At 71.0% G+C, this 22,424-nt stretch carries 21 protein-coding genes; 6 read left to right on the top strand and 15 right to left on the bottom strand.

Annotated features, from left to right (window positions below; translation table 11 throughout):
- Nucleotides 1–53: 53 nt before the first annotated feature.
- Complete coding sequence (locus OG452_RS03070) at nucleotides 54–629, bottom strand: helix-turn-helix domain-containing protein (RefSeq protein ID WP_327294047.1); 576 nt, start codon at nucleotides 627–629, stop codon at nucleotides 54–56.
- Between the two features lie 114 nt (nucleotides 630–743).
- Between OG452_RS03070 and OG452_RS03065 the strand changes: the two genes are divergently transcribed.
- From OG452_RS03065 to OG452_RS03055, 3 genes are read left to right on the top strand one after another with little or no spacing between them, the layout of a single operon-like run.
- Nucleotides 744–1,580, top strand: coding sequence for a DMT family transporter (locus tag OG452_RS03065; protein WP_327294046.1), 837 nt, complete (start codon nucleotides 744–746; stop codon nucleotides 1,578–1,580).
- A 29-nt stretch (nucleotides 1,581–1,609) separates the two neighbouring features.
- Entirely contained in the window at nucleotides 1,610–2,257 is a 648-nt protein-coding gene (locus OG452_RS03060; protein WP_327294045.1) for an FMN-binding negative transcriptional regulator, read from the top strand.
- A 40-nt stretch (nucleotides 2,258–2,297) separates the two neighbouring features.
- The gene (locus OG452_RS03055; RefSeq protein ID WP_327294044.1) at nucleotides 2,298–3,008 is read left to right on the top strand and encodes a B3/B4 domain-containing protein; all 711 of its coding nucleotides are present in this window, start codon (nucleotides 2,298–2,300) and stop codon (nucleotides 3,006–3,008) included.
- Nucleotides 3,009–3,060: 52 nt separating this feature from the next.
- Here the strand turns inward: OG452_RS03055 and OG452_RS03050 are convergent, their stop codons facing one another.
- From OG452_RS03050 to OG452_RS02990, 13 genes are all read right to left on the bottom strand, one after another.
- Entirely contained in the window at nucleotides 3,061–3,801 is a 741-nt protein-coding gene (locus OG452_RS03050) for a class I SAM-dependent methyltransferase (RefSeq protein WP_327294043.1), read from the bottom strand.
- A 30-nt stretch (nucleotides 3,802–3,831) separates the two neighbouring features.
- Entirely contained in the window at nucleotides 3,832–5,328 is a 1,497-nt protein-coding gene (locus tag OG452_RS03045) for a methyltransferase domain-containing protein (protein ID WP_327294042.1), read from the bottom strand.
- A gap of 257 nt (nucleotides 5,329–5,585) precedes the next feature.
- Nucleotides 5,586–6,371: a maleate cis-trans isomerase family protein gene (locus OG452_RS03040; RefSeq protein WP_327294041.1), complete on the bottom strand. Its 786-nt coding sequence runs from the start codon at nucleotides 6,369–6,371 to the stop codon at nucleotides 5,586–5,588.
- An 87-nt stretch (nucleotides 6,372–6,458) separates the two neighbouring features.
- Nucleotides 6,459–6,935 (bottom strand): MarR family winged helix-turn-helix transcriptional regulator, encoded by a 477-nt coding sequence (locus tag OG452_RS03035; RefSeq protein ID WP_327294040.1) that lies wholly within the window; start codon nucleotides 6,933–6,935, stop codon nucleotides 6,459–6,461.
- Nucleotides 6,928–7,818 carry an alpha/beta fold hydrolase gene (locus OG452_RS03030; RefSeq protein ID WP_327294039.1) on the bottom strand — a complete coding sequence of 297 codons (891 nt, stop codon included), beginning with the start codon at nucleotides 7,816–7,818 and terminating at the stop codon, nucleotides 6,928–6,930. The genes OG452_RS03035 and OG452_RS03030 overlap by 8 nt, the downstream gene beginning before the upstream one ends.
- Before the next feature lie 11 nt (nucleotides 7,819–7,829).
- A complete protein-coding gene (locus OG452_RS03025) occupies nucleotides 7,830–8,486 on the bottom strand; it encodes an isochorismatase family protein (RefSeq protein WP_327294038.1) in 657 nt (218 codons plus the stop codon).
- Between the two features lie 22 nt (nucleotides 8,487–8,508).
- Nucleotides 8,509–9,165 (bottom strand): SRPBCC family protein, encoded by a 657-nt coding sequence (locus tag OG452_RS03020; protein WP_327294037.1) that lies wholly within the window; start codon nucleotides 9,163–9,165, stop codon nucleotides 8,509–8,511.
- Nucleotides 9,162–9,671: a (2Fe-2S)-binding protein gene (locus tag OG452_RS03015; RefSeq protein WP_327294036.1), complete on the bottom strand. Its 510-nt coding sequence runs from the start codon at nucleotides 9,669–9,671 to the stop codon at nucleotides 9,162–9,164. Before OG452_RS03015 ends, OG452_RS03020 begins: the two co-directional genes overlap by 4 nt.
- Nucleotides 9,668–12,064, bottom strand: coding sequence for a xanthine dehydrogenase family protein molybdopterin-binding subunit (locus tag OG452_RS03010; RefSeq protein ID WP_327294035.1), 2,397 nt, complete (start codon nucleotides 12,062–12,064; stop codon nucleotides 9,668–9,670). Before OG452_RS03010 ends, OG452_RS03015 begins: the two co-directional genes overlap by 4 nt.
- A complete protein-coding gene (locus OG452_RS03005; RefSeq protein WP_327294034.1) occupies nucleotides 12,061–12,927 on the bottom strand; it encodes an FAD binding domain-containing protein in 867 nt (288 codons plus the stop codon). The genes OG452_RS03010 and OG452_RS03005 overlap by 4 nt, the downstream gene beginning before the upstream one ends.
- A gap of 30 nt (nucleotides 12,928–12,957) precedes the next feature.
- Entirely contained in the window at nucleotides 12,958–14,382 is a 1,425-nt protein-coding gene (locus OG452_RS03000; RefSeq protein WP_327294033.1) for an MFS transporter, read from the bottom strand.
- A gap of 121 nt (nucleotides 14,383–14,503) precedes the next feature.
- Complete coding sequence (locus tag OG452_RS02995; protein ID WP_327294032.1) at nucleotides 14,504–15,775, bottom strand: FAD-dependent monooxygenase; 1,272 nt, start codon at nucleotides 15,773–15,775, stop codon at nucleotides 14,504–14,506.
- A 133-nt stretch (nucleotides 15,776–15,908) separates the two neighbouring features.
- Nucleotides 15,909–16,940 carry a hypothetical protein gene (locus OG452_RS02990; RefSeq protein ID WP_327294031.1) on the bottom strand — a complete coding sequence of 344 codons (1,032 nt, stop codon included), beginning with the start codon at nucleotides 16,938–16,940 and terminating at the stop codon, nucleotides 15,909–15,911.
- A gap of 351 nt (nucleotides 16,941–17,291) precedes the next feature.
- On the opposite strand from OG452_RS02990, the gene OG452_RS02985 reads away from it, so the two are divergent.
- The gene (locus OG452_RS02985; protein ID WP_327294030.1) at nucleotides 17,292–18,197 is read left to right on the top strand and encodes a DUF3048 domain-containing protein; all 906 of its coding nucleotides are present in this window, start codon (nucleotides 17,292–17,294) and stop codon (nucleotides 18,195–18,197) included.
- Nucleotides 18,198–18,227: 30 nt separating this feature from the next.
- On the opposite strand, the gene OG452_RS02980 is transcribed toward OG452_RS02985, so the two are convergent.
- Nucleotides 18,228–18,818 (bottom strand): TetR/AcrR family transcriptional regulator, encoded by a 591-nt coding sequence (locus OG452_RS02980; protein WP_405565710.1) that lies wholly within the window; start codon nucleotides 18,816–18,818, stop codon nucleotides 18,228–18,230.
- Between the two features lie 210 nt (nucleotides 18,819–19,028).
- Between OG452_RS02980 and OG452_RS02975 the strand changes: the two genes are divergently transcribed.
- Both OG452_RS02975 and OG452_RS02970 read left to right on the top strand, forming a co-directional pair.
- A complete protein-coding gene (locus OG452_RS02975) occupies nucleotides 19,029–20,522 on the top strand; it encodes a purine-cytosine permease family protein (protein WP_327294028.1) in 1,494 nt (497 codons plus the stop codon).
- A 102-nt stretch (nucleotides 20,523–20,624) separates the two neighbouring features.
- A complete protein-coding gene (locus OG452_RS02970) occupies nucleotides 20,625–22,283 on the top strand; it encodes an amidohydrolase (protein ID WP_327294027.1) in 1,659 nt (552 codons plus the stop codon).
- Nucleotides 22,284–22,424 lie beyond the last annotated feature (141 nt).

The following is a 22,424-nucleotide window of genomic DNA, read 5'->3' as shown; positions in this document are numbered from 1 at the left end:
GTGAACGGTGGTACGGGAGGGCGGGCTTGGGCTTCGGGGGTACGGGGCACCGGCTACGCGGGCCCCGGGGGCAGGTGGACGGTCATGATCAGGTGGCAGGTTTCGGCGCCCGCGCCGCGGTAGGTGTGAGGGGTGTCGGCCTCGAAGGTGGCGGTCTGACCGGCTTCGACAGGGTGCTCGGTGCCGTCGACGACGAGTGTCATCCGTCCTGCGGTGACGCTGACGGTTTCGGTCACGCCCGCCTGGTGGGGGTGGCTGGGGTACTCCTCACCGGGTTCGAGTGTCCAGCGCCAGACCTCGGTGGCCGCCGGACCGCTGGTGGTCAGCATGAGCCGGGCCTCGCTGCCACGCGCGCCCTTCCACAAGGGCATGACGGCGTCGGCGCCCACCACCCGGACGCGTTCTTCGGTGTGGCCTTCCATCAGGGCCGATACGGACACGCCGAGCGTGTCGGCGAGACGGACCAGGGTGGCGAAGTTCGGGTTGCCCTGAGCCTTCTCCAGACCGACCAGGGCGCCCTTGCTGACCTTGGCGCGGCGGCCGAGTTCGTCCAGGGACAGCCCGGCGCGGGTACGGGCCGCGCGTACGTTGTGCGCCAGCGTCCGCAGGGCCGCCTCGGTCTCGGTCATCCCCTCACCCTCCAGGGTGGTTCAGTGGATTGCACCACACGGTCGTTCGGTTGACGAACGGCGGTCGGTGCGTTGTACGGTGTAGTCGTTCCGTTGATAGTAAGGGATGTACCCGTGATCGCTCTGCTGCTGGCCCTGGGCAGCTCCCTGGCCTACGGATGTGCCGACTTCCTGGGCGGCCTCGGGGCCCGTAAGGCCCATGTCCTGCGTACCGTGATGATCGCCGCCCCGGCTTCGCTCACCGTCGAGTTGCTGCTGTGGCCCTTCCTCGGTGCTTCCTTCGCCCCCGCAACCCTCGCGTGGGGCGCCGCGTCCGGTGTGGCGTCGGCGGCCGCGTTCGCCCTGCTCTACCGCACACTCGCGATCGGCCCGATGAATGTCCTGTCCCCGGTCACCGCGCTGGTCTCGGCGATGCTGCCGGTCGGCGTCGGGCTGCTGCAGGGCGACCACCTGGGTCTGGCCGGGCTGATCGGTCTGCCGCTGGCGCTGGCGGGGGTGGTGCTGGTCAGCGCCGGACACGGCGCCAAGTCGGCCCGCCCCTCGCGTACCGCGTTGCTGCTGGCCTTCGGCGCCGGGGCCGCCATCGCCCTGCAACTGGTCTTCCTGCACCAGGCCCCCTCCGACAGCGGCGTCGGCCCGCTGATCATCGGCCGCGCCGTCTCTTCCGCCGTCACCCTGGCTGCCGCCGGACTCATGTACCGGCGGCTCGGCCCGGAGAAGCCGGCGTACGCGATGTCGGCGACGGCCGGCGTGCTGGACTCGGTGGCCAACCTGCTGTTCCTGCTCGCCGCCCGCAGCGGCGACCTGGCCGTCGTCGCCGTCATCATCGCCCTGTATCCGGTCGGCACCGTCCTGCTGGCCCGCGCCGTCCTCGCCGAACGCATCCACCGCGGCCAGCTGATCGGCCTGGGCACCGCGGCCGTCGCCGTCAGCCTCCTCGCCCTCACCTGACCTCGCACCCCACCCGGAGGGACTCGCGCATGTTCATCCAACCCTGGGACGCCGCCCTGGACGACGCCGAGTGGCAGTCCTGGATCGCCGACGGCCACGACTTCGGCATCCTCAGCGTCAACGGCCTGCCCGGCCAGGCGCCGGTGGTCGTGCCCACCCACTTCACCGCCGACGGCAGCACCCTGCTGATCCACCTCGCCCGCCCCAACCCGGTCTGGAAGACGGTCGAGGCCGACCCGAACGTCACCTTCACCGTCACCAGCGACTACGCCTTCATCCCCGGCCCCTGGCGCGCCAAGCCCGACATCCCGCCCACCGACGGTGTCCCGACCAGCTACTACGCAGCCGTCCAGTTCACCGGCCGGGCCACGATCATCGACGACCCCGAAGCCAAGGCACGGTTGCTGCGCCACCAGATGATCCACTTCCAGCCCGAAGGCGACCACGCCCCCATCGAGGTCGACCAGCCACCCTACGGGCGGATGCTGCCCGCCATCCGCGGCCTGCGCCTGGACGTCACGGAGGTACGGGCGAAGTTCAAGTACGACGACCACAAGCCCGTCGAGCAGCGCACCGGTAACGCCCGCCGGCTCACCGAACGCGGCACCGGCCTGGACGCGCCCACCGCAGCCCAGCAACTACGCCGCCTGGGCCGCATGGGCACCTGGACATCCTGACGCGCCCTCCCGCCCGCACCACCCTGGAACGGACCCCCCAATGACCACCTTCCGCATCAGCGCCGCCGTCGCGGACGCCTTCCCCGACACCCTCATCGCTGTCGTCACCGGCGCAGGTCTGCGCGGCCATGAATCCTGGCCCGCCACCACCACCGCCCTGCAGAACCTGGAACAACAGCTCGCCGCCGGCGCCTGGCAGCCCGCCGACGAGACCGACCCGCGCATAGCGGCATGGCACACCGCCTACCGTTCCTTCGGCACCAACCCCCGCCGTATCCGGCCCAGCGTCGACGCACTCGGCCGCCGCCTCGCCAAGAAGGGCGCCCTGCCCCGCATCAACCCGGCCGTCGACTCCTACAACGCCGTCTCCGTCCGCCACGGCCTGCCTGCCGGCGCCTTCGACCTCGACCACGTCACCGGCGACGTCGAGATCCGCTACGCCGACGGCACCGAGACCTTCACCCCGCTCGGCGAACCCGACGCCACCGAGAACCCCAAGCCGGGCGAGATCATCTACACCGACACCACCGACGTGCTCACCAGGCACTGGAACCACCGCGATGCGCACCGCACCCGGGTCACCGACGGCTCCACCCATGTCGCCTTCGTGCTGGAGACCGTCGCCGCCACGCGCGACGGGCACCTGCTCAAGACAGCGACCGACGAGTTGCAGACCCTGCTCCAGCCGCACTGCGAGACGAGCACCGTGCAGTACCTCGGCCCTGCACAGCCCGCCACCCCTACCACCTGAAGCAGTCCCTGCTCGCTGAGGAGGACCGCACCGACACCTACGGCCGCATGCACTACTGGCGGGTGTCGGCGCTGAGTGGGCGGCTGGAAACTCGCACTGGCCGGTCTGGCAGGCGGCGGGCCCGGATGAGTTGCTGGACGATGGGGGCGCCCTCATCGGGGTGGTGCAGCAGATCGACGGACTCGACGCGGAAGCCGTACTCGGTGAGCAGGTCACACCACAACTGCGGTGCCAGGACCCACATCTGGGTCGGCAGGGGCGGGTCGTCGCGCAACAGGATGGTCTGTTCGCGCGGTGCCACCTCCGGCGACGGTTCACGGCCGTCCACGTCGGTGTGCAGGAGCGAAAGGATGAGCGGCGCGCCGGGGCGTAAACCGTCGTGCAACGCGGGCAGTACGCGGTGGGGATCGATGAATGCCAGGGTGCCGATGGCGTAGGCGGCATCGAACGGTCGGGCCTCGGCGAGGTAGTCGGCCACATCCCCGTGCGCGAATTCCACGCCGGACACGGCCGCGTGCGTGGAGACAGCGCGTTCGTGCTGGGTCGGGGACAGCTCGACCCCGGTGACGCGCGCGCCGTGGGCCTGGGCGAGATGCACGGCATGGTGACCGGCGCCCGAGCCGATGTCCAGGACACGCCGGCCGGTGACGTCGCCCAGGACTTCAGCTCCCGGCCCGGCCCCCTCCCAGGGCGTCCAGCAGATGTGGTCGGGAACGGGCGGTGTGTAGGCGCGGGCCAGCTGGCGCTTGCCGTAGACGGTCCAGGCTTGGGTGTTGATGTCCTCGGAGGGCACGGTGTCTCCTCGGTGGAAGGCGCGACACGGTCAGGTGTGCGTGATGAGATACGCGGGGCCTTCGCCGCGCCGGGCTCGTTCGACGGCGTCGAGGCGGACAAACGCCCGCAGCGTCATCAACTCCCGCCAGCCGGCGAGGTCGTGGATGGCCCACATGTCGTGCTCGGCGGGATCAAGGCGGATCCGGCGGAGCTGGTCCGTGCCGAGCCGGCCTCCGTCGAAGATGAGACCGATCTTGTTCAGCGGCATCCGGGAGCCGCCGGCGTGCAGGAAGTGGGTGAGGAGCAGCTTCGGTGTGCCCAGGCCGAGTTCGAGGCCGGTCTCCTCCACGGTTTCGCGGCGGGCGGTCTGCAGCGGGTCTTCCCCCTGCGCGTCGAGGTTGCCGCCCGGGAACTGCCAGAGCCGGGACCCGTAGACCGAGCGCAGCTGTACCGGCCGGTCGTGCTCGTCGCGTACGTACAGGCAGCCGTACACCGTGTGGTGCGGGACGGTCGGCGCGTACTGCGAAGGTGTCATCGGCATGGGGCGGCCGGGCTGAGCGGGACGGTGGTCGAACTCGAAGGCGACGGGGCCGAGAGACTCATCGGCCGCCGGACAGATGGTGCGCAGGCTGGTCAGTAGTTCCTCGCGCGGCCCGTCTGGATCGATGCGGGCGGGGTCCTCCGCGCTGAGCAGCTCCTCGAACGAGGCGTACCGGCTGACCCGCTTGACGATGATGTCGAGCTCCCGACCGCTGTCCTGGTCGTGGAAGACGACCGTGTCCCCGACCTCCACGGTCGCCTTCACGGGAGTGCGGACGCGCACTTCGATCGTCTTCCGGCCCGACTCCACCTGCCCGTAAGAGCGTCCCAAGAGGTGGAAGTCATGCCGCCGGGGCGACGTGGCCCCGGCCGCCCCGGGACTCCCCGTGCCGGACGGACTGCTCTGCGCTCCGGCGACCGGGGAACCGACTTGCAGGGGGGCCTCGTCCGTCCCCGGGCCACGCAGGATCACGAAGGCCAGCCCTTCGGTGTCGTAGCGTTCGGAGGTGGACCAGCGGGCCTGGAGTGCTGTGAGCTCGGCTTCGCCGAGTGCGATACCGCGCCGCTCGGCCGGGGTATCGGTGGCGAGCGGTGTGATGACGACGAGGGCGCCCCCGGGGCGCAGACGGCGCCCCAGGGCGCACAGCGTGCGGTCGCGGGAGTTGAGGAATGGAGCCACGAACCGCAGCGTGATCAGGTCGTATCCGTCGGCGAGGGGCGCCCAGTCGTCGCTTTCGACATCGAGGCGGAGCCATCTAGCCGCCTCGCCATGGTGGGTGCCGGCGTCGGCGAGAGCGGCTTCGGACCAGTCGACGGCGTCCACGATGTAGCCGACGGCCCTCAAGTGGGCGGCGAGTTCACCCACCCCGCACCCCACATCCAGAGCCCTCCCGTCGGCCGGCGCCGGCGCGTGGGTGGCCAGCAGCGAGCGCTCACTGTCGCTGAGCCCGCGATAGCGGCTGCCTTGGGCGTAGCCGGTGTTCCATTCGTCCCGTGTGTAGAACATGAGGGGTTCTTCCCGGAAACGGTGCACTCAACGGGGCGCACAGGGGGCGGCTGGGTGTGACGCTGCGCTCCGGCCGCCCCCTGGGAGTGCTGATCGGGGTCAGGTCCACCCAGTAGCTCCCAGCTCTCCTGCCACCACGCGGCTCATCGTCCGCACGACCTCGAACAGCAACTCGTCGGCGGGCGTGGAACCGCCCCCTCACCGACATCACCACGGTCTCCCATCCTTGGACGACCTCGCGGCCTGGCAGCCGTAGGTCAACTGCGCTCATCCGGGGCGCAGCCGGCCGGCTCGACCCGTCCGCTGAGGAGGCGTCCCGCACCCGGCACCGTCGGCGTCAGGCCGAGCTCGGTCAGCAGGCGGAACGTCGTAGCCGTCGCCGCGGAGAGCACCGGGATCCCGCACTCGTCCTCGACCGCCTGGATCGCGTCCAGGGAGGGCATCTGCACACAGGCCGACAGGACCAACGCGTCCGCCCCGCTCAGATCCAGGCGCTTGTAGTGGTCGCGGAGGTCCGCGGGGTCGAGGCGGGCGACGGCGAGGTTGTCGGGGACCTCCAGGCTGAGGGAGTCGACCACCTCGGTACCGGCGGACTCCATGTACTGCGTGACGAGTGAGGTCAGTGGCTTCATGTACGGGGTGACGATGGCGACCCGCCGGGCGCCCAGCGCGGCGATCCCGTCCAGGAGCGCGCCGGCGCTGGACACGACGGGGGCCTTGGCGCCCTGTTCCCGGAGTACGGAAGTGATCTGGTCCTCCGCCGTGCAGTGGTAGCCCGGGCCCTGCGCCATGATCGCGACCAGGCAGGCGGTGGCCACCACATCCGGCTGGGCGTCAGCCAGTTCGAGAGCGGCGCGCTCTGTCTGCGCGTTCATGCTGCGCAGTTCTTCGGGCGTGACCTGGCGCATCCGCATACGGCTGCTGTGGAAGACGAAGCGATCACCGGGGTCGGCTTCTTCGCGGGCCCGCAGCATCCGCGGGACCTCGGTCTCCATCGTCAGGTTCGAGCTGGGCACGATCATCCCGATGTGGTGCGTGGTCATGTACTTCCTCCACTGAAAGTCCGGACACGTACGAAATAGGTTGTGGTGAGCCCCGAATGCCTGGCGGAGGCGGGGCGGTTGGGGGAGTCAGGAGCTTCGGGCCAGCTGCTCCCAGTGGTCGGCGAGGCGGGTCAGCTCCCGGACGATCTGCTCGCGACGTTCGGGGGCGTAGGGCTGCAGCAGCTGCTCGTCCAGTTCACGTGCACGTGTGTTCGCCCTCTCGACCACCTCTTTCCCCTCGTCCGTCAGGTGCAGCAGCTTGCGCCGTGCGTCGGCCGGCGAGGGGGTGCGGGCGAGCAGCCCCCGGTTCTCCAGGCGCCGTGCGATGTCCGCCATGGTGGACGTGTCGAGCGCGGCGAGCGCGGCCAGGGAGCTCTGGTCGAGTCCCGGGTTGGCCTGGGCGATCTGCAACACCGCGAACTGCGGGCCCGTGAGGGTCGCGTCGACGCTGCGTACCCAGACCGCCAGATACGCCTGGTAGAGGCGCCGGGCCTGGAATCCGGGCGCTTCGACGAGCCGACGTGGAGCAGCGGGGGCGTCAGTGGCCGCCGTGGAGTCAGTCATAGGGCAACTTTCCCACGGACACGGGCTCGTCGGCGGAGTGGGGAGCGCCGAGCACATCACGGAGCAGCGTGAGGGAAGTGTCCGGGTTGTCCCAGAAGACCATGTGTCCTGCGTCCGGTACGCGGATGAGGCGGGCGGCGGGAAGCGCACTGGCGGCCTCGGCGGCCCCTGCTGCCGTCACGACCGGGCTGTCAGCCCCGTACAGGAGAGTTGTCGGTGTGCTCGTACCGATCCGCGGCCACCAGTCGAAGAAGTCCTCGCTCTCGAATCCCTCGTGCGTGGCGGTGATCGCCGCGTCACCGCAACTGCTCAGCCATCGCGCGCGCAGCTCCTGTTCGCGGCGGGGCCAGCGCGGCCAGGAGCGGGCGACCTCGTCGGCGTCCGTGCCGCGCCGGGCCTCCTGCAGTTGGTTCGAGAACGCCGTCAGCGGGGTCGGGTACGGGCCGCGCCCCGGCCCGGACATCGGTGGGTCCACGACGACCGTGCCGCTCAGCGGCACCCGTGCGCGTACGGCCGCGACCGTGGCGATGCGCGCGCCCATGGAGTGCCCCAGCAGTATGGGGCGATCGAGACCCAACTGTTCGATGACGGCCTCGGCGTCGGCCGCGTAGTCCTCCAGCGCATAGCTCTCGCCGTCGTCGGAGAGGCCTCGGCCGCGTACGTCCAGGACAACAGGGCGTACGGGACCGGTCAGGGCCCGGGCCACGAAGTCCATGGTCACGGCCGGGGAGGTGATACCGGGCAGGATCAGCACCGGAACGCCGTCGCCGCCGTAGTCCAGCGCGTGCAGGCGCAGGCCGCCGTGGTGGGTCCAGCGGCTGCGGGCGGGGATGCCGGCGAGGTCGGCGAGGGCCGGCTGGGTGAGCGAGCGGTGGTGGTTCATGTGCGGGAGCCTCACTGTGCGGTGGGGAGTGCGGCGAAGTAGCCGATGGCGTCGGACTGGTCGATGACGTCGCCGTACTTGGCCTGGATGTCGAAGAGGGCGGCGTCGTGCGGTCCTTGGGCGCGGTCGCCGACCGCGTCGCTCGGCACCAGCACCTGGAAGCCGGACTGGACGGCGTCGACGGCGGTGGCGCGCACGCAGCCGCTGGTCGTGGCCCCGCACACCACGGTCGTGTCCCGGCCGAGTGCCGTGAGCTGTGCGGCGAGCGAGGTGCCGGAGAACGCGGATGCGCCCTTCTTCACCACGAGTACGTCCTCGTCGCGATACGGCAGCCGGGGGTCGAGCGCGACCGCGTCGCTGCCCTCGCGCAGGGCGCGCATACCGGTCGCCTTGTCCAGCCAGGCGACGGAGCGGCCGTCGGCTTCGGCGGGCGTGTAGCTGATCGCGGTGAAGATCACGGGTACACCGGCTTCGCGTGCCGCCTCGATGAGCCGGGTCGTGGCGGCGACGGTCGCGGTGAGGTCGCTGCCGGTCGGGAAGTCGTCTTCGGTGAACCCGCGGGTGAGGTCGACGACGACAAGGGCGGGCCGGGTGCCGCGGGGCACGGGGGCGCCGAAGCCGGCCCGTGCGTAGACGGAGTCGGTCCGTGGGCCGTAGTGCGCGGTCATGGTGGGTCCTCACATGGGGGTGTCAGCGGCGGGCGAAGGCGCGGGTCATCAGCCAGCCCTGGAACATCCCGGCGGCGAAGGCGGCCACGACGGGTACGTAGCGGGTGGCCGTGGGGCCGACGAGGAGCGCCAGCCCGTCGAGTTCGGGTGCTGTGGCGGCAGGGGCAGCCGCGGGTGCCGGGCTTCCGGCGGCGACCGTGGTGGTGCTTCCTGTGGCGATGACCGGGCTGTCGCCGGACAGCTGCCCCACCAGGTTCTGGGCGAACTGCCGCAGCAGCCGGTCGGAGACCGTCACGATGGCGCCCTTCCCGAACTGGGCGATCTTGCCGCGGATGACCAGGTCGGTGGAGATCCGCAGCAGCGACCCCGAGCCGTCGGGGGCCTCCGCCACCTCCAGGTCGACCGCGGCCTCGGCGTCGCCGCTGCCGTGTACGTCGGCGCCGCTGGCCTGCAGCCGCAGGCGGCGTGCCGCCGGGTCGGATTCCAGGAACCGCACCGTCCCCGCGTAACCGGCCGTGATCGGCCCGACCTTGACCTTGACCCTGCCGCGCCACGCGTCGCCGTCGAGTCCATCGAGGGCGGCGCCCGGCATACAGGCGGCCACCCGCTCCACCTCGTTGAGGAGCTTGAACACGGCATCGGGCGCTGCCCGCACCGCGATCTCGTTGGTGAGGATCACTGGACGTTCCCTTCCTGGTGCCCGCGACGGGCCGCGGCGCAGTGCTCGACCGCGTCGACGATGGTCTGGTAGCCGGTGCAGCGGCACAGATTGGAGGAGACGGCCTCGCGGATCTCCTTCCGGCCCGCGTCCGGGTTCTCGGCGAGGAAGCCTTCGGCGAGCATCAGGAAGCCGGGGGTGCAGAAGCCGCACTGGAGTCCGTGGTGGTCGGCGAACGCCTGCTGGAGATCGCTGAGCCGGCCGTCGTCGGAGAGTGACTCGACGGTCCGGACCTGCTTCCCCTCCGCCTGCACGGCGAACATGAGGCAGGAGCGGGCCGGACGTCCGTCGACGAGTACGGTGCAGGCCCCGCAGATGCCGTGCTCGCAGGCCAGGTGGGTGCCGGTGAGGCCGAGGTCGTGGCGGAGGGTGTCGGCGAGGGTGCGGCGTGAGTCCAGTACGACCTCACGCTCCGTGCCGTTCACGGTGAGGCTGACCAGCTGGTGGTCCGTGGTGTTACTGCTCATGCTGGTGCGGACTCCTTGTGCTCGTGGGCCGCCTGTTCCAGGGCGAGTTGGATCTGCTCCGGGCGGACGGGGGTGTTCTCCAGCTCCACGCCGGTGGGGCGCAGGGCGTCGTTGACGGCGTTGAGGACAGCCGCCGGAGCGCCGATGGTGCCGCCCTCGCCGGCGCCCTTCGCGCCCGTCTCGGTGATCAGGGAGGGAGTCTCCAGGTGGTGGATGGTGATGTCGGGGATCTCGGCCGCGGTGGGCATCTTGTACTCCATGAATCCGGTGCACTCGGGGTCGCCCTGGGCGTCGTAGGTGACCTGCTCGTACAGTGCCCCGGCGATTCCCTGGGCGATGCCGCCGCGGCACTGGCCTTCCACGACCGTGGGGTTGATGGCGACGCCGCAGTCCTCCACGCAGATGTACCGCAGGATCTCGACCTGGCCCGTGCCCTCGTGCAGCTCGACGACGACGCCGTGGGTGGCGTTGGAGAAGGTGCCGTCACTCAGGGTGTCGAACGACGCGGTGGCCGTCAGGCCGGGTTCCGTACCGGCGGGCAGCAGGTCCGCGCGCAGATAGGCGACCTCGGCCAACTCGACGTGGCTCAGGCCGCGTTCGGGGTCGTCCCGCAGTCGTACCCGGCCCTTGTCGAGGACGGTGTCCTCGTACGGGACATCCAGCAGCCCGGCCGTGAGGGCGCGCAGCCGCTCACCCAGCTTTCCCGCGGCGCGGCGTACCGCGCTGCCGCCGATGGCGATGGAGCGGCTGGCGAAGGTCCCCCAGCCGTAGGTGATCCGTTCGGTGTCGCCCTGGTGCAGCTTGACCTTGTGCAGCTCCAGGCCGAGCTCGTCGGCTGCGATCTGGGCCATCGTCGTCTCGTGGCTCTGCCCGTGACTGATGGTGCCGGTCGTGACGGTGAGCGCGCCGGTGGTGTCCATCCGTACTTCGGCCAGGTCGAACCCCGGCACTACCTTCATCTTCCGTTGCGCGAAGGCGGCGGTGCCGTACCCGGTGCGCTCGCTGAAGCAGGAGTAGCCGATGCCCAAGTGGCGCCCCTGCTCAGCCGCTTCGGCCTGGCGCGTGTACCAGCCCTCGTCCCGCAGCGACTTCTCGCACAGGTCGAGCGACTCCAGGTAGGAGCCGGGGTCGTACGTGATGTTGTTGACGCCGGTGTACGGGAATTCGGTGATGACGTTCCGGCGGCGTATCTCGACCGGGTCCAGGCCGAGTTCCCGTGCGGCACGCTCGAAGACCCGCTCGACGGCCATCACGTACTGGGGGCGGCTGACGCCCCGGTAGGGGGCGGTCGGTGCCTTGTTGGTGGTGATCGCCCGGCCGCGCACCCGGTAGGCGGGGACGCGGTAGACGCCGGGCATCTCGGACGAGGCCATCAGCGGCTCGATGCCCACGGTGAACGGGTAGCAGGAGTAGGCACCCATGTCGCAGACCACATCGGCGTCCAGGGCCAGGATGTGGCCGTCGGCGTCGAACGCGGCGCGCAGGCCGTAGTGCTGTTCGCGGGCCAGGAAGGACGCGGTCAGGGCGTCCTTGCGGTCCTCGATCCACTTGACCGGACGGCCCAGGCGCAGAGCGGCCGCGCCGACGGCGATCTCCTCGCGGCCCACCACGCACTTGATGCCGAAGCCGCCGCCCATGTCGGGCACCACCACCCGTACGGCCCGCTCGTCCAGGCCCATGCAGTTCGCCATCACGGTCCGCACCTGGTGGGGGATCTGTGTGCATGTGTGCACCACCAACTGCTCCTCGCGTGCGTCCCACTGGGCGAGAGCGCCACGTGTCTCCAGCGGCAGTGCGTTCTGCCGCCCGGTACGAGACTCGACGCGGACGGTGCACGGGGCGTCGGCGAAGATCCGGTCGATGCCCTCCGTCGCGAAGAGGGACACGTCCAGCAGGGTGTTGCCCGGGGCCTCTTCGTGGACCAGCGGGGCATCAGGGGCCAGCGCCGCGTCCTCAGTCAGGACCGGCGGCAGCACGTCGTAGACGGCCTTGGCGGCCTCGATGCCGTCCTCGGCGGCGTACGGGTCCTCGGCGATCACGATCGCGACGGGCTCGCCGACGAAGCGCACCCGGTCGCGGGCGAGTACCGGCATCCCGGTGGGCACGTACTCCTCGGGGGGGCGGTGCAGACCGGCGGTGATCGCGTTCAGCTCCAGGTCATCGGCGGTGAACGCGGCCACCACACCCGGCACTTCGCGCACCGCGGACAGGTCCAGGGAGGTGAGCCGGCCCGATGCGACACTCGCCCGTACGAACTGGGCGTGCAGCATGCGCGGCACGTCGATGTCGTCGACGAACCGTCCGCGCCCGGTCAGCAGCCGGGGATCCTCGCGGCGCGGGACGGCGGAACCGACCAGAGTGGCAGTGGATGGGGCCGGATGTGTGTGGCTCATCGGGACATCGCCTCCTCGCAGGCCTGCAAGACCAGTCGGCGGGTGAGGACCCGCCGGTAGCGTGCGCTGCCGTTGCCGTCACCCGGCGGATCGATCGCAGCGGCGGCGGCCTCGGCACAGGCCGCGAACAGCACGTCGTCCGACCCGCCCCGGGCGAGCGCCTCCTCCGCTTCCGGCACCCGTACCGGCGCCGGGGCGACGCCGCCGAGCGCCACCCGCCCGCCGCGCACGGCGCCGTCCTCCACGTCCAGATCGACAGCTGCCACCACGATGCCGAAGTCCCCCTTGCGCTCGGCGAATTCGGTGAGCGCGGCATGGGGTGCCGGGCGCGGGAACACCAGCTCGGTGATGAGCTCGTCGGGTTCCAGCGCGGTGCTGAAGAAGCCGTGGAAGAAGTCGCCGGCGGTGATGGTGCGGGTGCCCCGTGGGCCCTGGGCCACGATGTGCGCGCCGAGCAGGACGGCGAGCACACACCACTCGGCGGTGCTGTCCCCGTGGGCGATGCTGCCGCCGACCGTGCCCCGCGTACGGATCGGCAGGTGGCCGACCCAGCCCATGGCGTCCCTCAGCACGGCGAAGCCGGCTCCCAGCCGCGCTTCGTCCGCCGTCTCGACCGCGTGGTGTGTGGTCAGGGCGCCGATGCGCAGCCCGTCGGGGCCGCGCCGGAACCCGGTCAGGCCCTCGCTCGCCGGGAGGCTGCCGATGTCCACCAGGTGCCGGGGCCGTGCGAGCCGGTAGTTCATCATGGCGATGAGACTCTGACCGCCCGCCAGCAGCTTGGCCTCGTCACCCAGCTCGGCGAGCAACCGGGCGGCGTCCTCGGTCGAACGCGCGCGGTGGTAGGTAAAGGGGGCGGGTTTCATGGCCCTCCTCTCTTCGTGCTCGGATACGGGTCAGACGGCGGGCCGGGCCGCCTCGGCGGACGGGCCGGCCGAGCGGTCGGCCGCAGTGGCGGAGGACGGGTCCGCCCCCACGTGGTCCAGCTCGCGGCCCTTGGTCTCGGGAGCGGCCACGGCCATCCACCCCACCGCAAGCGCCGCCACGGCACCGAGGACCGTGAAGGTCAGCGGCAGTCCGAGCACCGGCCACATGAGCGTGCCGAACAGGAGGGGCGCGAAGCCCGTGGCGACGCGGCTCGCAGCGGAAGCGGAGCCGAAGCCGGTGGCCCGCATCGAAGTCGGGTACAGCTCGGCCACGTAGGCGTACAGCACCGGGATGGTCAGTTGAATGGTGAACCCGAAGACGCCGAGCGCCACCATGGCGGCCGTCGGAGTGCCCAGCAGCAGCGCGAACAGCACCAGCGCGGCGGACGCGAGCGGAGCCGAGACACCGATCAGCCACTTCCGGCCGACCACGTCCACCAGCCAGGCCGACGCGGCGACTCCTGCGATACCCACGGCACTCATGAGCGTGGTGCCCGTGAAGGCCGCCGTGTTGCTGTATCCCTCGTCGGCGAGGATGGAGGGCATCCAGCTGAGCGCTGCGTAGTACACGAGCATGATCGTGACGAACAGCGCCCAGGCGACCGACGTGATGCGTGGGTTGAACGTCCACACCCGTCCCAACTGCGCGAACGTTTCGGTGAGTCCACGCTTCGGGGAAGCCTCCTCCGGTGGGGGAGCGGGTACGGCGTACGGCTGGGCGGGGGTTCCGGTGCGGGCCACGAGGGCGTCGATGACGGTACGCGCCTCGGCCTCACGTCCCTTGGCGGTGAGGTAGATCGGTGACTCGGGTACCCCGCGCCGTACCCAGAAGAGCAGCAGTGCGGGCAGCGCCATGGCGCCCAGCATCCAGCGCCAGTTCCCGCCGAGGTCCAGCATCACGGTCGAGGCCAGGCCGCACAGCGTTCCGCCGATCGGCCACCACAGATCCAGCGCGGTCAGGATGCGGCCGCGGTATCTCCGTGGTGAGAACTCGCTGATGAGCGCGTAGTCGACGGGGATGCAGCCACCGAGACCGACGCCTGCGAGGAAGCGCAGCAGCAGGAAGGAGCCGTAGGCGGGGGAGAAGGCGGCCAGGACGGAGAAGACGGCGAAGACCAGCAGCGTGGTACTGAATGCCTTCTTGCGGCCGACACGGTCGGCGACGGAGCCCCAGGCCACCGCGCCGGCCGCCATTCCGATGAGGTTGGCGGTGGCGACGAGACTGCGTTCCCCGACGGACAGGTCGAACTCGGTGCCGAGCAGCGGGGTGAGGAAGCCGTTGAGGGCGACGTCCCAGGCATCGAAGAGATAGCCGAGGCCGCCGATGATGAAGATGCGGCCCTGTACGGCCCATCTCCAGGGGAGTTCCTGGACAATCTGGTCACCGGTTTTCACGCGCGTACTCCAGATCTGCAGAGGAGGGGCGCCGCGTCGTCGCGGGCGCTGGGGTGACTGCACGAGCTGCGGGTGCCGGCCGCCGGGCGCGGCCCGGGGGTGAGCGGAGCCGGGGAAGGGATCAGCGGTGGTGCCGGTAGGCGAACTGCTCCTGACCGGCGCTGTCGAGCGGACTGCCGCTCCACAGCCAGTCGTACGACACGTCCGACTCGCCGTCGAAGCTCGCCGCGAGCGCGGCGTCCCGGGCCTGCTGCTCGGGCCCGTCCGGGTGACGGTAGAAGGTCCTGTTGCGCAGCGAGGCCTGCTGCACCATCCCGGCGTGCCCGGCCCGGCGGTGGACGTAACGCTGCAACGCGTCCTCCACCCCGGCCACCGTCACGCCGGCGAGTTCTTCGGCAAGGACGGCGGCGTCCTCCATGGCCTGCGACGCACCCTGGGCCTGATAGGGCAGCATCGCGTGGCAGGCGTCGCCGAGCAGCGCGACCCGGCCGTCGGTCCAGACCGGGTCGGGGCGCCGGTAGTACAGGGCGAAGCAGGTGACATCGTCCTTGGCCTTCGACAGCATCGCCGGAACGCGGTCGTCCCACCCCTCGTAGGCATCGACCAGCTGCTGGGCGGAGGCTGTGGTCGCCCACTGCTCGGCGACCTCGTCGGTGCACGGGACACAGCCGACGACGTTGAGGGACTCGCCGCCACGGATGAGGTAGTGCACGAGGTGGCGTCCGGGCCCGTACCAGATGGTGCTCTGGAAGCGGTCGAACAGAAACCGGGTGGCCGGGTCGGCCCGCAGCAGATCTCCGGGGATCAGGGCGCGGAAGGCCATGTCGCCGGAGAAGACGAGCGTGTCCTCGGCGCCAATGAGGTCGCGCACCTGGGAGCGGACGCCGTCGGCGCCGATGAGGGCGTCGCCGGCGTACCGGGTGCCGTCCTCGGTGACCGCGACGGGGCGCTGCGGATCGCTGCGGTCGAGGGCGGTCACGCGGCTGCCGGTGCGGATCCGCACGGCGGGGCCGGGACCCTCCGGATCGGTGCAGGCGTCGAGGATGACCTGGTGCAGATCCGCCCGGTGGTAGTGCCAGTACGGGGCGTTGAAGGTTTCCTTGACGCGCCGGCCGAGTGGCGTGAGCCCGATGATGCTGCCGTCCTGCCAGCGACGGCGGACCTGGTCCTGGGGCTCCGTACGGATGGCCTCCAGGCGGCGGCGCAGGCCGAGGCCCATCAGGATACGGCTGGCGTTCGGCGCGGTCTGGATGCCCGCTCCCACCTCGCCGAGCTCGGCGGCCTGTTCGAGGACGGTGACCCGCAGGCCCTGATGACGCAGCGCCAGGGCGGCGGTGAGCCCGCCGAGGCCCCCGCCGACGACGGTGATTTCAAACGACTGGCTGAGAGCCACGATGGCTGTTCTCCCGGGAGTCTGGTGAGGTCGTGGGTCCTGCGGGGCCGGCCGGCGGCCGCGACTGTTCGGGTGTCGGCCGCAGCTGTTCCCTTGTCGGCCTCAGCTGTTTCGGTGCTGACCGCTTTCGATGTCAGCTCTCGGCCAGGCAACCACTGATGACGACCTCGGCGCCGTCGACGGCGACCGTGCAGCCGCGCATGGCGATGTCGAGGTGGGCGTACGACTCGCGCTGCAGGTGCGGGTGCGGGCCCGTCGACCACAGGAAGTTCCCGGCGAAGGCGCGGGCGTCCATGCCCATCAGGTCGTCCTTGCCGTACATCGCGGTCGCGAACCAGTCCGCGGTGCGCATCAGGCCCCAGCCCATGTGGGAGAGGCTGCGGGCCCACCGGTCCTGCGAGTCGTCGAAGAACGTGTTGAGCATCTCGGCCTCGGCGCCGCCGGTGACCTTGTCGATGTGTCCGCCGGAGACCTCCAGGGTGACGGGCGTGCGCACGTACTCCTTGAACGGGAGCAGGATGTCGCCCTCGGCGAGCACGATCCGCCCGTCCGAGATCTCCGGCCAGCACAGCACCATCGTGCTCGGCCAGTGGTCCCAGCGCCCCGGGTCGTCGGCGAAGCCGCACTGGAACTCCGGCTTGGAACCCGGGAGTTGGATGGTCAGGTCGGTGCCGGCGGCCGAGGTGACGTGCATGACGGACGAGGCCTTGAGCAGCTCGACCCCGCGCAGCACCTCCTCCTTGTCCGACTCCTTGGGCAGATTGCGGATCAGCACGTCCGGGGCGTCGCAGACGAAGATGATCCGGGTGCCGGCGCGCAGGATCTCCTGCTGCACCGGGGCGTGGATGAACCCCTCGCGGGTCAGGTCGACCACCAGGTCGGCGGACTTCAACAGGGTTTGCGCGGTGGTGTCGTTGAGTACGGAGATGAGGCCGGGACCCGCTCCCGTGTGGGTGCTGGGCATCGGGGCCGGGCTGCCGCCGGGCACCGTCGCGGCGATGACATGCGCGCCGCACGTCTTGGCCGCTCCGAACGCGGCGGCCACGTAGTCGCCGCGGCTGCCCGGCTCGGACAGCACGACGACGTGTTCGCCCTCGCGGAGCTTGCAGAGGCGGAGCTGGCGGGTGAATGCGTCGAGCAGATCGACGGAGGTCAGATCGAACACGAGATGTCCTTCCTGGGCTCGGCTGGGTGCACGAGGGCATGACGGAACAGCCTCTTGTGCACGGGTGGTGAGCTGCGAAGACATGAGGCGGAGTACCGCCCGACAGAGATAATCCGAACACGTACGATCTCGCTTTGGCAAGGGGTGGGGGAGGAGTCGACGCGGCTTTCCCGGCACGGCGGCACCTCCGTCCGCGCGTGCGGCCGGACAGCGGGCCCTCTGGCGCTTGGCATCGGAGGGGACCGGCCCGATGTGAACACTTGAGCAGCGGAGTGTGCCGTGTGTCAGCGTCATGTCCGCGTATCGTCCTGCGGGCCGGGGCTGTGGACCGTACGGGCGTGAGGAGTACAGGTGGACGGGTTGAAAGCACTCCGGGCCGGCGCGGTGGCGGCCCTCGTCGTGGGTCTTGCCGTCGGCTGTTCGTCGGCGAGCGGCCGGCACCAGGGTCCGGACCGCTCCGTCCTCACGGGGGAGGGCGGGGCAGCCGGTCGGGTGCTCGCCGTCAAGGTCGACAACGTAGGCCCCGCCCGGCCGCAGACCGGGCTCAATGACGCGGACCTCGTGTACGCCATCGAGGTCGAAGGCGGGCTCTCGCGGCTCATGGCCGTCTACGACAGCAGTCATCTGCCGCCGGCGGTGGGGCCCGTCCGCAGTGCGCGGGAGACGGACCTTCAGCTGCTCGCCGCCTACGACAGGCCCGCCCTCGCGTTCTCCGGTGCCCAGAGCATGCTGCTGCCCGTGCTCAAGAGCTCGGACATCATCCTCAGAACCGGTACCGGCGCGTTCTTCCGCGCCCAGGACCGGCCGGCCCCGCACAACGAGTACGTGCACACGAAGGGGCTCACGGACGGCGCCGGTGCGGCCAAGGACATCGGTCTGCGCTTCGCGTCGAAGACGCCCGGCGGCGGCAAGGCGGTGTCCGTCACCTCGGCCTCGATGCCCTCCGCCCGGTTCACCTTCACCTGGGACGCGCCGCGGTACCGGGTCGCCATGGACGGCTCGGCGTCGCCCTGGACGGCCGACAACGTGATCATCCAGCGGGTGCAGATCAAGGAGTCACGCTTCCACAGCCGTACGGGCTTCGTCCCGTTCACCCGGACCATCGGCAGCGGTTCCGGCGTGGTGCTGCGCGACGGGCGTTCGTACGACGTGCACTGGAGCCGGCCCACGGCGGACGCCGGGACGGCGTACACCTCCGACGGGCGGACCCTGCCGCTGCGGCCGGGCAGGACCTGGATCGTTCTCGCCCCCGCCTGACAGTGCCGCGCGTCGCCCGGGGCCCGCTGACTACTCTCGCGAGCCGGGCGCGCGGGGGTCAGCGAGGGCCGCGGCGCCGAGCAGCCGCGCCGCCGCCGACCGGGCCGATGCCAGGGCCGTCCGGCGTTCCGCACCCCGCTGGCCCAGCGCCACCCGGGTGCTCAACCCGTCCAGCAGCGCCAGGAGTTCACCCGCGCGGCCCGCTACGTCGTCGATCGTGAAGCGGTGCTGCGCCGCGCCCTTGGCGAGCACGGCTTCGAGGTCCTCCTGCCAGCCGCGGTCCAGCTCCTCCTGAGCCGCGCGCAGCTGCTCGTTCGACCCGGCGCGCGCCCACAGTTCGATCCAGAGCATCCAGCGCGGGTCCCGCGGCCCCTTGGGCAGATACAGCTGGAGGAAGCGGTCGAGCAGGCGCGCCGCCGCCGTCCGGCCCGCGAGCAGCGCCCGGCGCTCCCCGGTGAGCGCCTCCTCGCTCCAGCGCAGCGCATCGAGCAGCAGCCGGTCCTTGCTGCCGAAGTAGTACAGGATGTGGCCGCCGCTGGTTCCCAGCCGTTCGGCGAGTGCGGACATGGTGAGCGCGGCGAGCCCGTTCTCGGCGATGGCCGTCATGGCCTCTTCGAGCATCCGGTCCCGTGCGATCTGTCCGTCCTTGCGATGTGCCACTTCCGCCCCGCTCACGCTGGTCTGCCCCGGACGCTGCCGAGCCTATCCCCGACCGGGGACACCGATTCGGCCGGAGGTCTTGACGTGCCGCCGGTGTGGGGCGCATCTTGAATGCCGTTCTAACTCTTAGAACGGCATTCAAAGTATGGATGCGGAAGACGGAGGCCTCGTATGGCGCGACAACCGACGGACGTCACCGAGCGGAGCACGCCGCCGAACTCGCCGGGCGCCGAGCCGAGCACCCTGCCGAGCGCCCCGCCGGCGCCGGCCGGCGGGGGCACCGCTGTCGCCAGCGACGAGGTGTTCCAGGTCGAGACGCACGGCATCGACCCGATTCCGGACGAGGAGCGGCACGGCAGCGCCAAGGACCTCTTCTGGCTCTGGTTCGGCTCCAACCTGACCTTCACCTACGTCATCAACGGCGCTCTCGCCGTCAGCTTCGGGCTCACCTTCTGGCAGGCCACCGCGGTCGTCGTGATCGGCGGGCTGACCTTCTTCGTCATCAGCGCCGCCGGGCTGAGCGGTATCCGTACCGGCACCGCGACGCTGGTCATCTCACGTGCGTCCTTCGGCGTCCTCGGGAACTTCCCCGCCGGGCTGCTCAACTGGATCGTCTCCATCGGCTACACCATCGTGAACACGGTGGTCGGCACCCTCGCACTCGAATCCCTCTTCGCCGACCTCGGCTGGCGCGACGGCGGTGACACCGCCCGGGCGCTCGCGCTCGTCATCACCCTCGCCGTGACGTTCGCGGTCGCCATGTGGGGGCACGCCACCGTGCAGTTCGCCGAGCGCTGGATGGCGTACGTGCTCGCCGCCGGCTTCGGCGTGCTGCTGGTCTTCCTGCTGCCCGGCGCCACGACAGGCGCCGCTTCCGGCGATGCGGCCGGGTTCTCCGGCTGGACGCTCGCCTTCGTCGTCATGCTGGCCGGGCCCTTCTCGTACCTGCCGATGCCCGCCGACTACACCCGCTACCTGCCCCGCGAGACCTCACTGCGCTCCATCACCTGGAGCGGTGCGCTCGGCGGCCTCATCTCGTCCGTGGCGCTCGGTGTCGCCGGTGTCGCGGCAGCCACCCAGGCCGACATGACGGACGCCGTGGCCGGGGTGGAGAAGCTGCTGCCCGGCTGGTTCCAGCCGGTCTTCCTGCTGCTCGTGCTCGGCGGTTCGGTCACCAACTCCATCCTGACCCTCTACTCCTCCAGCCTGAACCTCCAGGTGCTCGGCATTCCGTGGAGCCGTGCCAGGGCGATCATCGTCAGCGTCGTCGTGACCGCGCTCGGCTCGCTCGGCGCGCTCTTCCTGGTGGACTTCACCGAGTCGCTGCTGAGCTTCCTCTCCCTGCTGATCATCGTGTTCGCCCCGTGGGGCGGGGTGTTCCTGGCCGACATGCTCATACGCCGCTGCCGGTACGACACCCTCGCACTGCACGCCGGACGCGGCGGGGCGTACTGGTACCGCGGGGGACTCCACCTCGCCGGGATGGCCTCCCTCGTCGCCGGTATGGCCTTCGCCGCCCTGACCTGCAACTCCGAACTGTGGACCGGGCCGCTGGTCGCCCCGCTCGGGGGCGGCGACCTCACCCTGCTCGGCTCGGTCGTCTCCGGGCTCGTCTACTGGGCGCTGACCCGCCGCCGGTTGCGTACCGCCCCCGCCGACAGCTGACCGGTCCGCACGCGGGAGCCTCCGGCCGCCCCCTCGTACAGCCCGTACCGACCGCCCCACACCCGTACCGCCCGCCCCGTCTACCCGAGGAGCACGTCCTTCATGACCCGCACCACCGCCCCCGCCGACATGATCCTGCGCAACGCCCGTATCCACACCGTCGACCCGCGGCTCCCCGCCGCCGAGGCGCTCGCCGTCCGCGACGGCCGTATCGTCTGGCTCGGCCCCGACGCGGAGGCGGCGGTCTGGGCGGGGGAGGACACCCGGATCGTCGACGGCGCGGGCAGGCTGGTACTGCCCGGCTTCATCGACGCGCACAACCACGTACGGCTCGGCTCCGACGACGCCTGCGTCCAGCTCGCCGGAGCCCGTACGCTCACCGAGATCCACCACCGCATCACCGCCTGGAGCGCCGAACACCCCGACGCCGAGTGGATCGAGGCCGAGGCCTTCGACTACTCCGCGATCCCGGACGGCCGGATGCCGAACGCGGCCGACCTCGACCAGGTCACCGGCGACACCCCGGCCTTCGTCCTCAGCTACGACGTTCACACCGCGTGGCTCAACACCGCGGCCATGCGCCGCCTCGGCGTCAGCCGGGAGGCGACCTCACTGCCGTTCGGGCGTGCCGAGACCGACCCGGCCACCGGTGAACCCACCGGTTTCATCAAGGACTTCGCGGTCAAGGGGCTGTCGCGCGACGGACACCGGGCGCTGCGCGAGCTGGGCGTGCCGTGGGCCGCTGCCGACCGCCAGTACGGCCGGCTCGTCAAGAGCCTGGACGACGCGATCCGCTTCGGCATCACCACCGTGGTCGAACCCCAGAACTCCCTGGACGACCTTGAACTGTTCACCCGTGCCCGTGCCGAGGGCCGGCTCCGCTCCCGCCTCGTCGCGGCGCTCTTCCACCCGCGCGGCACCACCGACGCGGACCTGGACGACTTCGCGGCCACCGCCGCCCGGTTCGACGACGACCGGCTGAAGGTCGGCCCGCTCAAGCTCTACATCGACGACGTGGTCGAGCCGCGGACCGCCGCGCTGCTCGAGCCGTACACGGGCTGCGGCAAGCACCGGGGCGACACGTTCTACCCGGCGGAGGAGTTCGCCGGGCTGCTCGCCAAACTGGACGCCCGGGGCTTCCAGTGCTTCGTGCACGCCACCGGCGACCGGGGCATCCGCACCGTACTGGATGCCGTCGAGCACGCCACCGCGGTCAACGGCCGGCGCGACGCCCGCCACCAGGTCGTCCATGTCGAGTGCCTCGACCCGCAGGACACGGCGCGCTTCGCGGAGCTCGGCGTTGTCGCCTGTATGCAGCCGAGGCACTGCGCTCCCGAGATCGCGGGCCCCGGCCAGGACTGGGCGGAGAACATCGGCTCCGGTCGCTGGCACAAGGCATGGCCCATGCGCAGCCTGCACGAGGCGGGGGCCGTACTGGCCTTCTCCAGTGACTGGAACGTGGCCGAGATGGACCCGATGATCGGTATCTACACCGCGGTCACCCGCCGGCCGCTCGGCGGCGGCGAGCCCTGGCAGCCGGCCGAGACGGTGGACGTGGAGACGGCGGTCCACGGCTACACCATGGGCTCCGCCTACGCCAACTTCCTCGAGGAAGAACGCGGTTCGCTCAGCGTCGGCAAACTGGCCGACTTCACCGTCCTGTCCAGGGACATCCTGCGGATCAGCCCGGAGGACATCCCCGGTACGACGGCCGAGCTGGTCGTCGTCGGCGGCGAGGTGGTCGCCGGGACCGGGGCCTGAGAGCCCGGTGGCAGGCGCGGTGGCCCCCGGCGGCCGCCGCCCCTGCCGCGTACGGCATCGTGATGACCGGCAGGGACCTCCGGGTCCACCGGAACCGGGCGGAACCGCCGCGGCCGTGCGGGCGCTCCACCGGGACAAGCA

This window comes from Streptomyces sp. NBC_01197, assembly GCF_036010505.1.
Lineage (GTDB): Bacteria > Actinomycetota > Actinomycetes > Streptomycetales > Streptomycetaceae > Streptomyces.
The sequence above is the reverse complement of the archived record's forward strand: the minus strand, read 5'-3'. Positions and strand labels throughout refer to the sequence as shown.

Coding starts and splice junctions, on each gene's coding strand:
- OG452_RS03070 (WP_327294047.1), bottom strand. CDS start 629: ATGACCGAGACCGAGGCGGCCCTGCGGACGCTGGCGCACAACGTACGC.
- OG452_RS03060 (WP_327294045.1), top strand. CDS start 1,610: ATGTTCATCCAACCCTGGGACGCCGCCCTGGACGACGCCGAGTGGCAG.
- OG452_RS03055 (WP_327294044.1), top strand. CDS start 2,298: ATGACCACCTTCCGCATCAGCGCCGCCGTCGCGGACGCCTTCCCCGAC.
- OG452_RS03045 (WP_327294042.1), bottom strand. CDS start 5,328: ATGTTCTACACACGGGACGAATGGAACACCGGCTACGCCCAAGGCAGC.
- OG452_RS03040 (WP_327294041.1), bottom strand. CDS start 6,371: ATGACCACGCACCACATCGGGATGATCGTGCCCAGCTCGAACCTGACG.
- OG452_RS03035 (WP_327294040.1), bottom strand. CDS start 6,935: ATGACTGACTCCACGGCGGCCACTGACGCCCCCGCTGCTCCACGTCGG.
- OG452_RS03030 (WP_327294039.1), bottom strand. CDS start 7,818: ATGAACCACCACCGCTCGCTCACCCAGCCGGCCCTCGCCGACCTCGCC.
- OG452_RS03025 (WP_327294038.1), bottom strand. CDS start 8,486: ATGACCGCGCACTACGGCCCACGGACCGACTCCGTCTACGCACGGGCC.
- OG452_RS03015 (WP_327294036.1), bottom strand. CDS start 9,671: ATGAGCAGTAACACCACGGACCACCAGCTGGTCAGCCTCACCGTGAAC.
- OG452_RS03010 (WP_327294035.1), bottom strand. CDS start 12,064: ATGAGCCACACACATCCGGCCCCATCCACTGCCACTCTGGTCGGTTCC.
- OG452_RS03005 (WP_327294034.1), bottom strand. CDS start 12,927: ATGAAACCCGCCCCCTTTACCTACCACCGCGCGCGTTCGACCGAGGAC.
- OG452_RS02980 (WP_405565710.1), bottom strand. CDS start 18,818: ATGCTCGAAGAGGCCATGACGGCCATCGCCGAGAACGGGCTCGCCGCG.
- OG452_RS02975 (WP_327294028.1), top strand. CDS start 19,029: ATGGCGCGACAACCGACGGACGTCACCGAGCGGAGCACGCCGCCGAAC.
- OG452_RS02970 (WP_327294027.1), top strand. CDS start 20,625: ATGACCCGCACCACCGCCCCCGCCGACATGATCCTGCGCAACGCCCGT.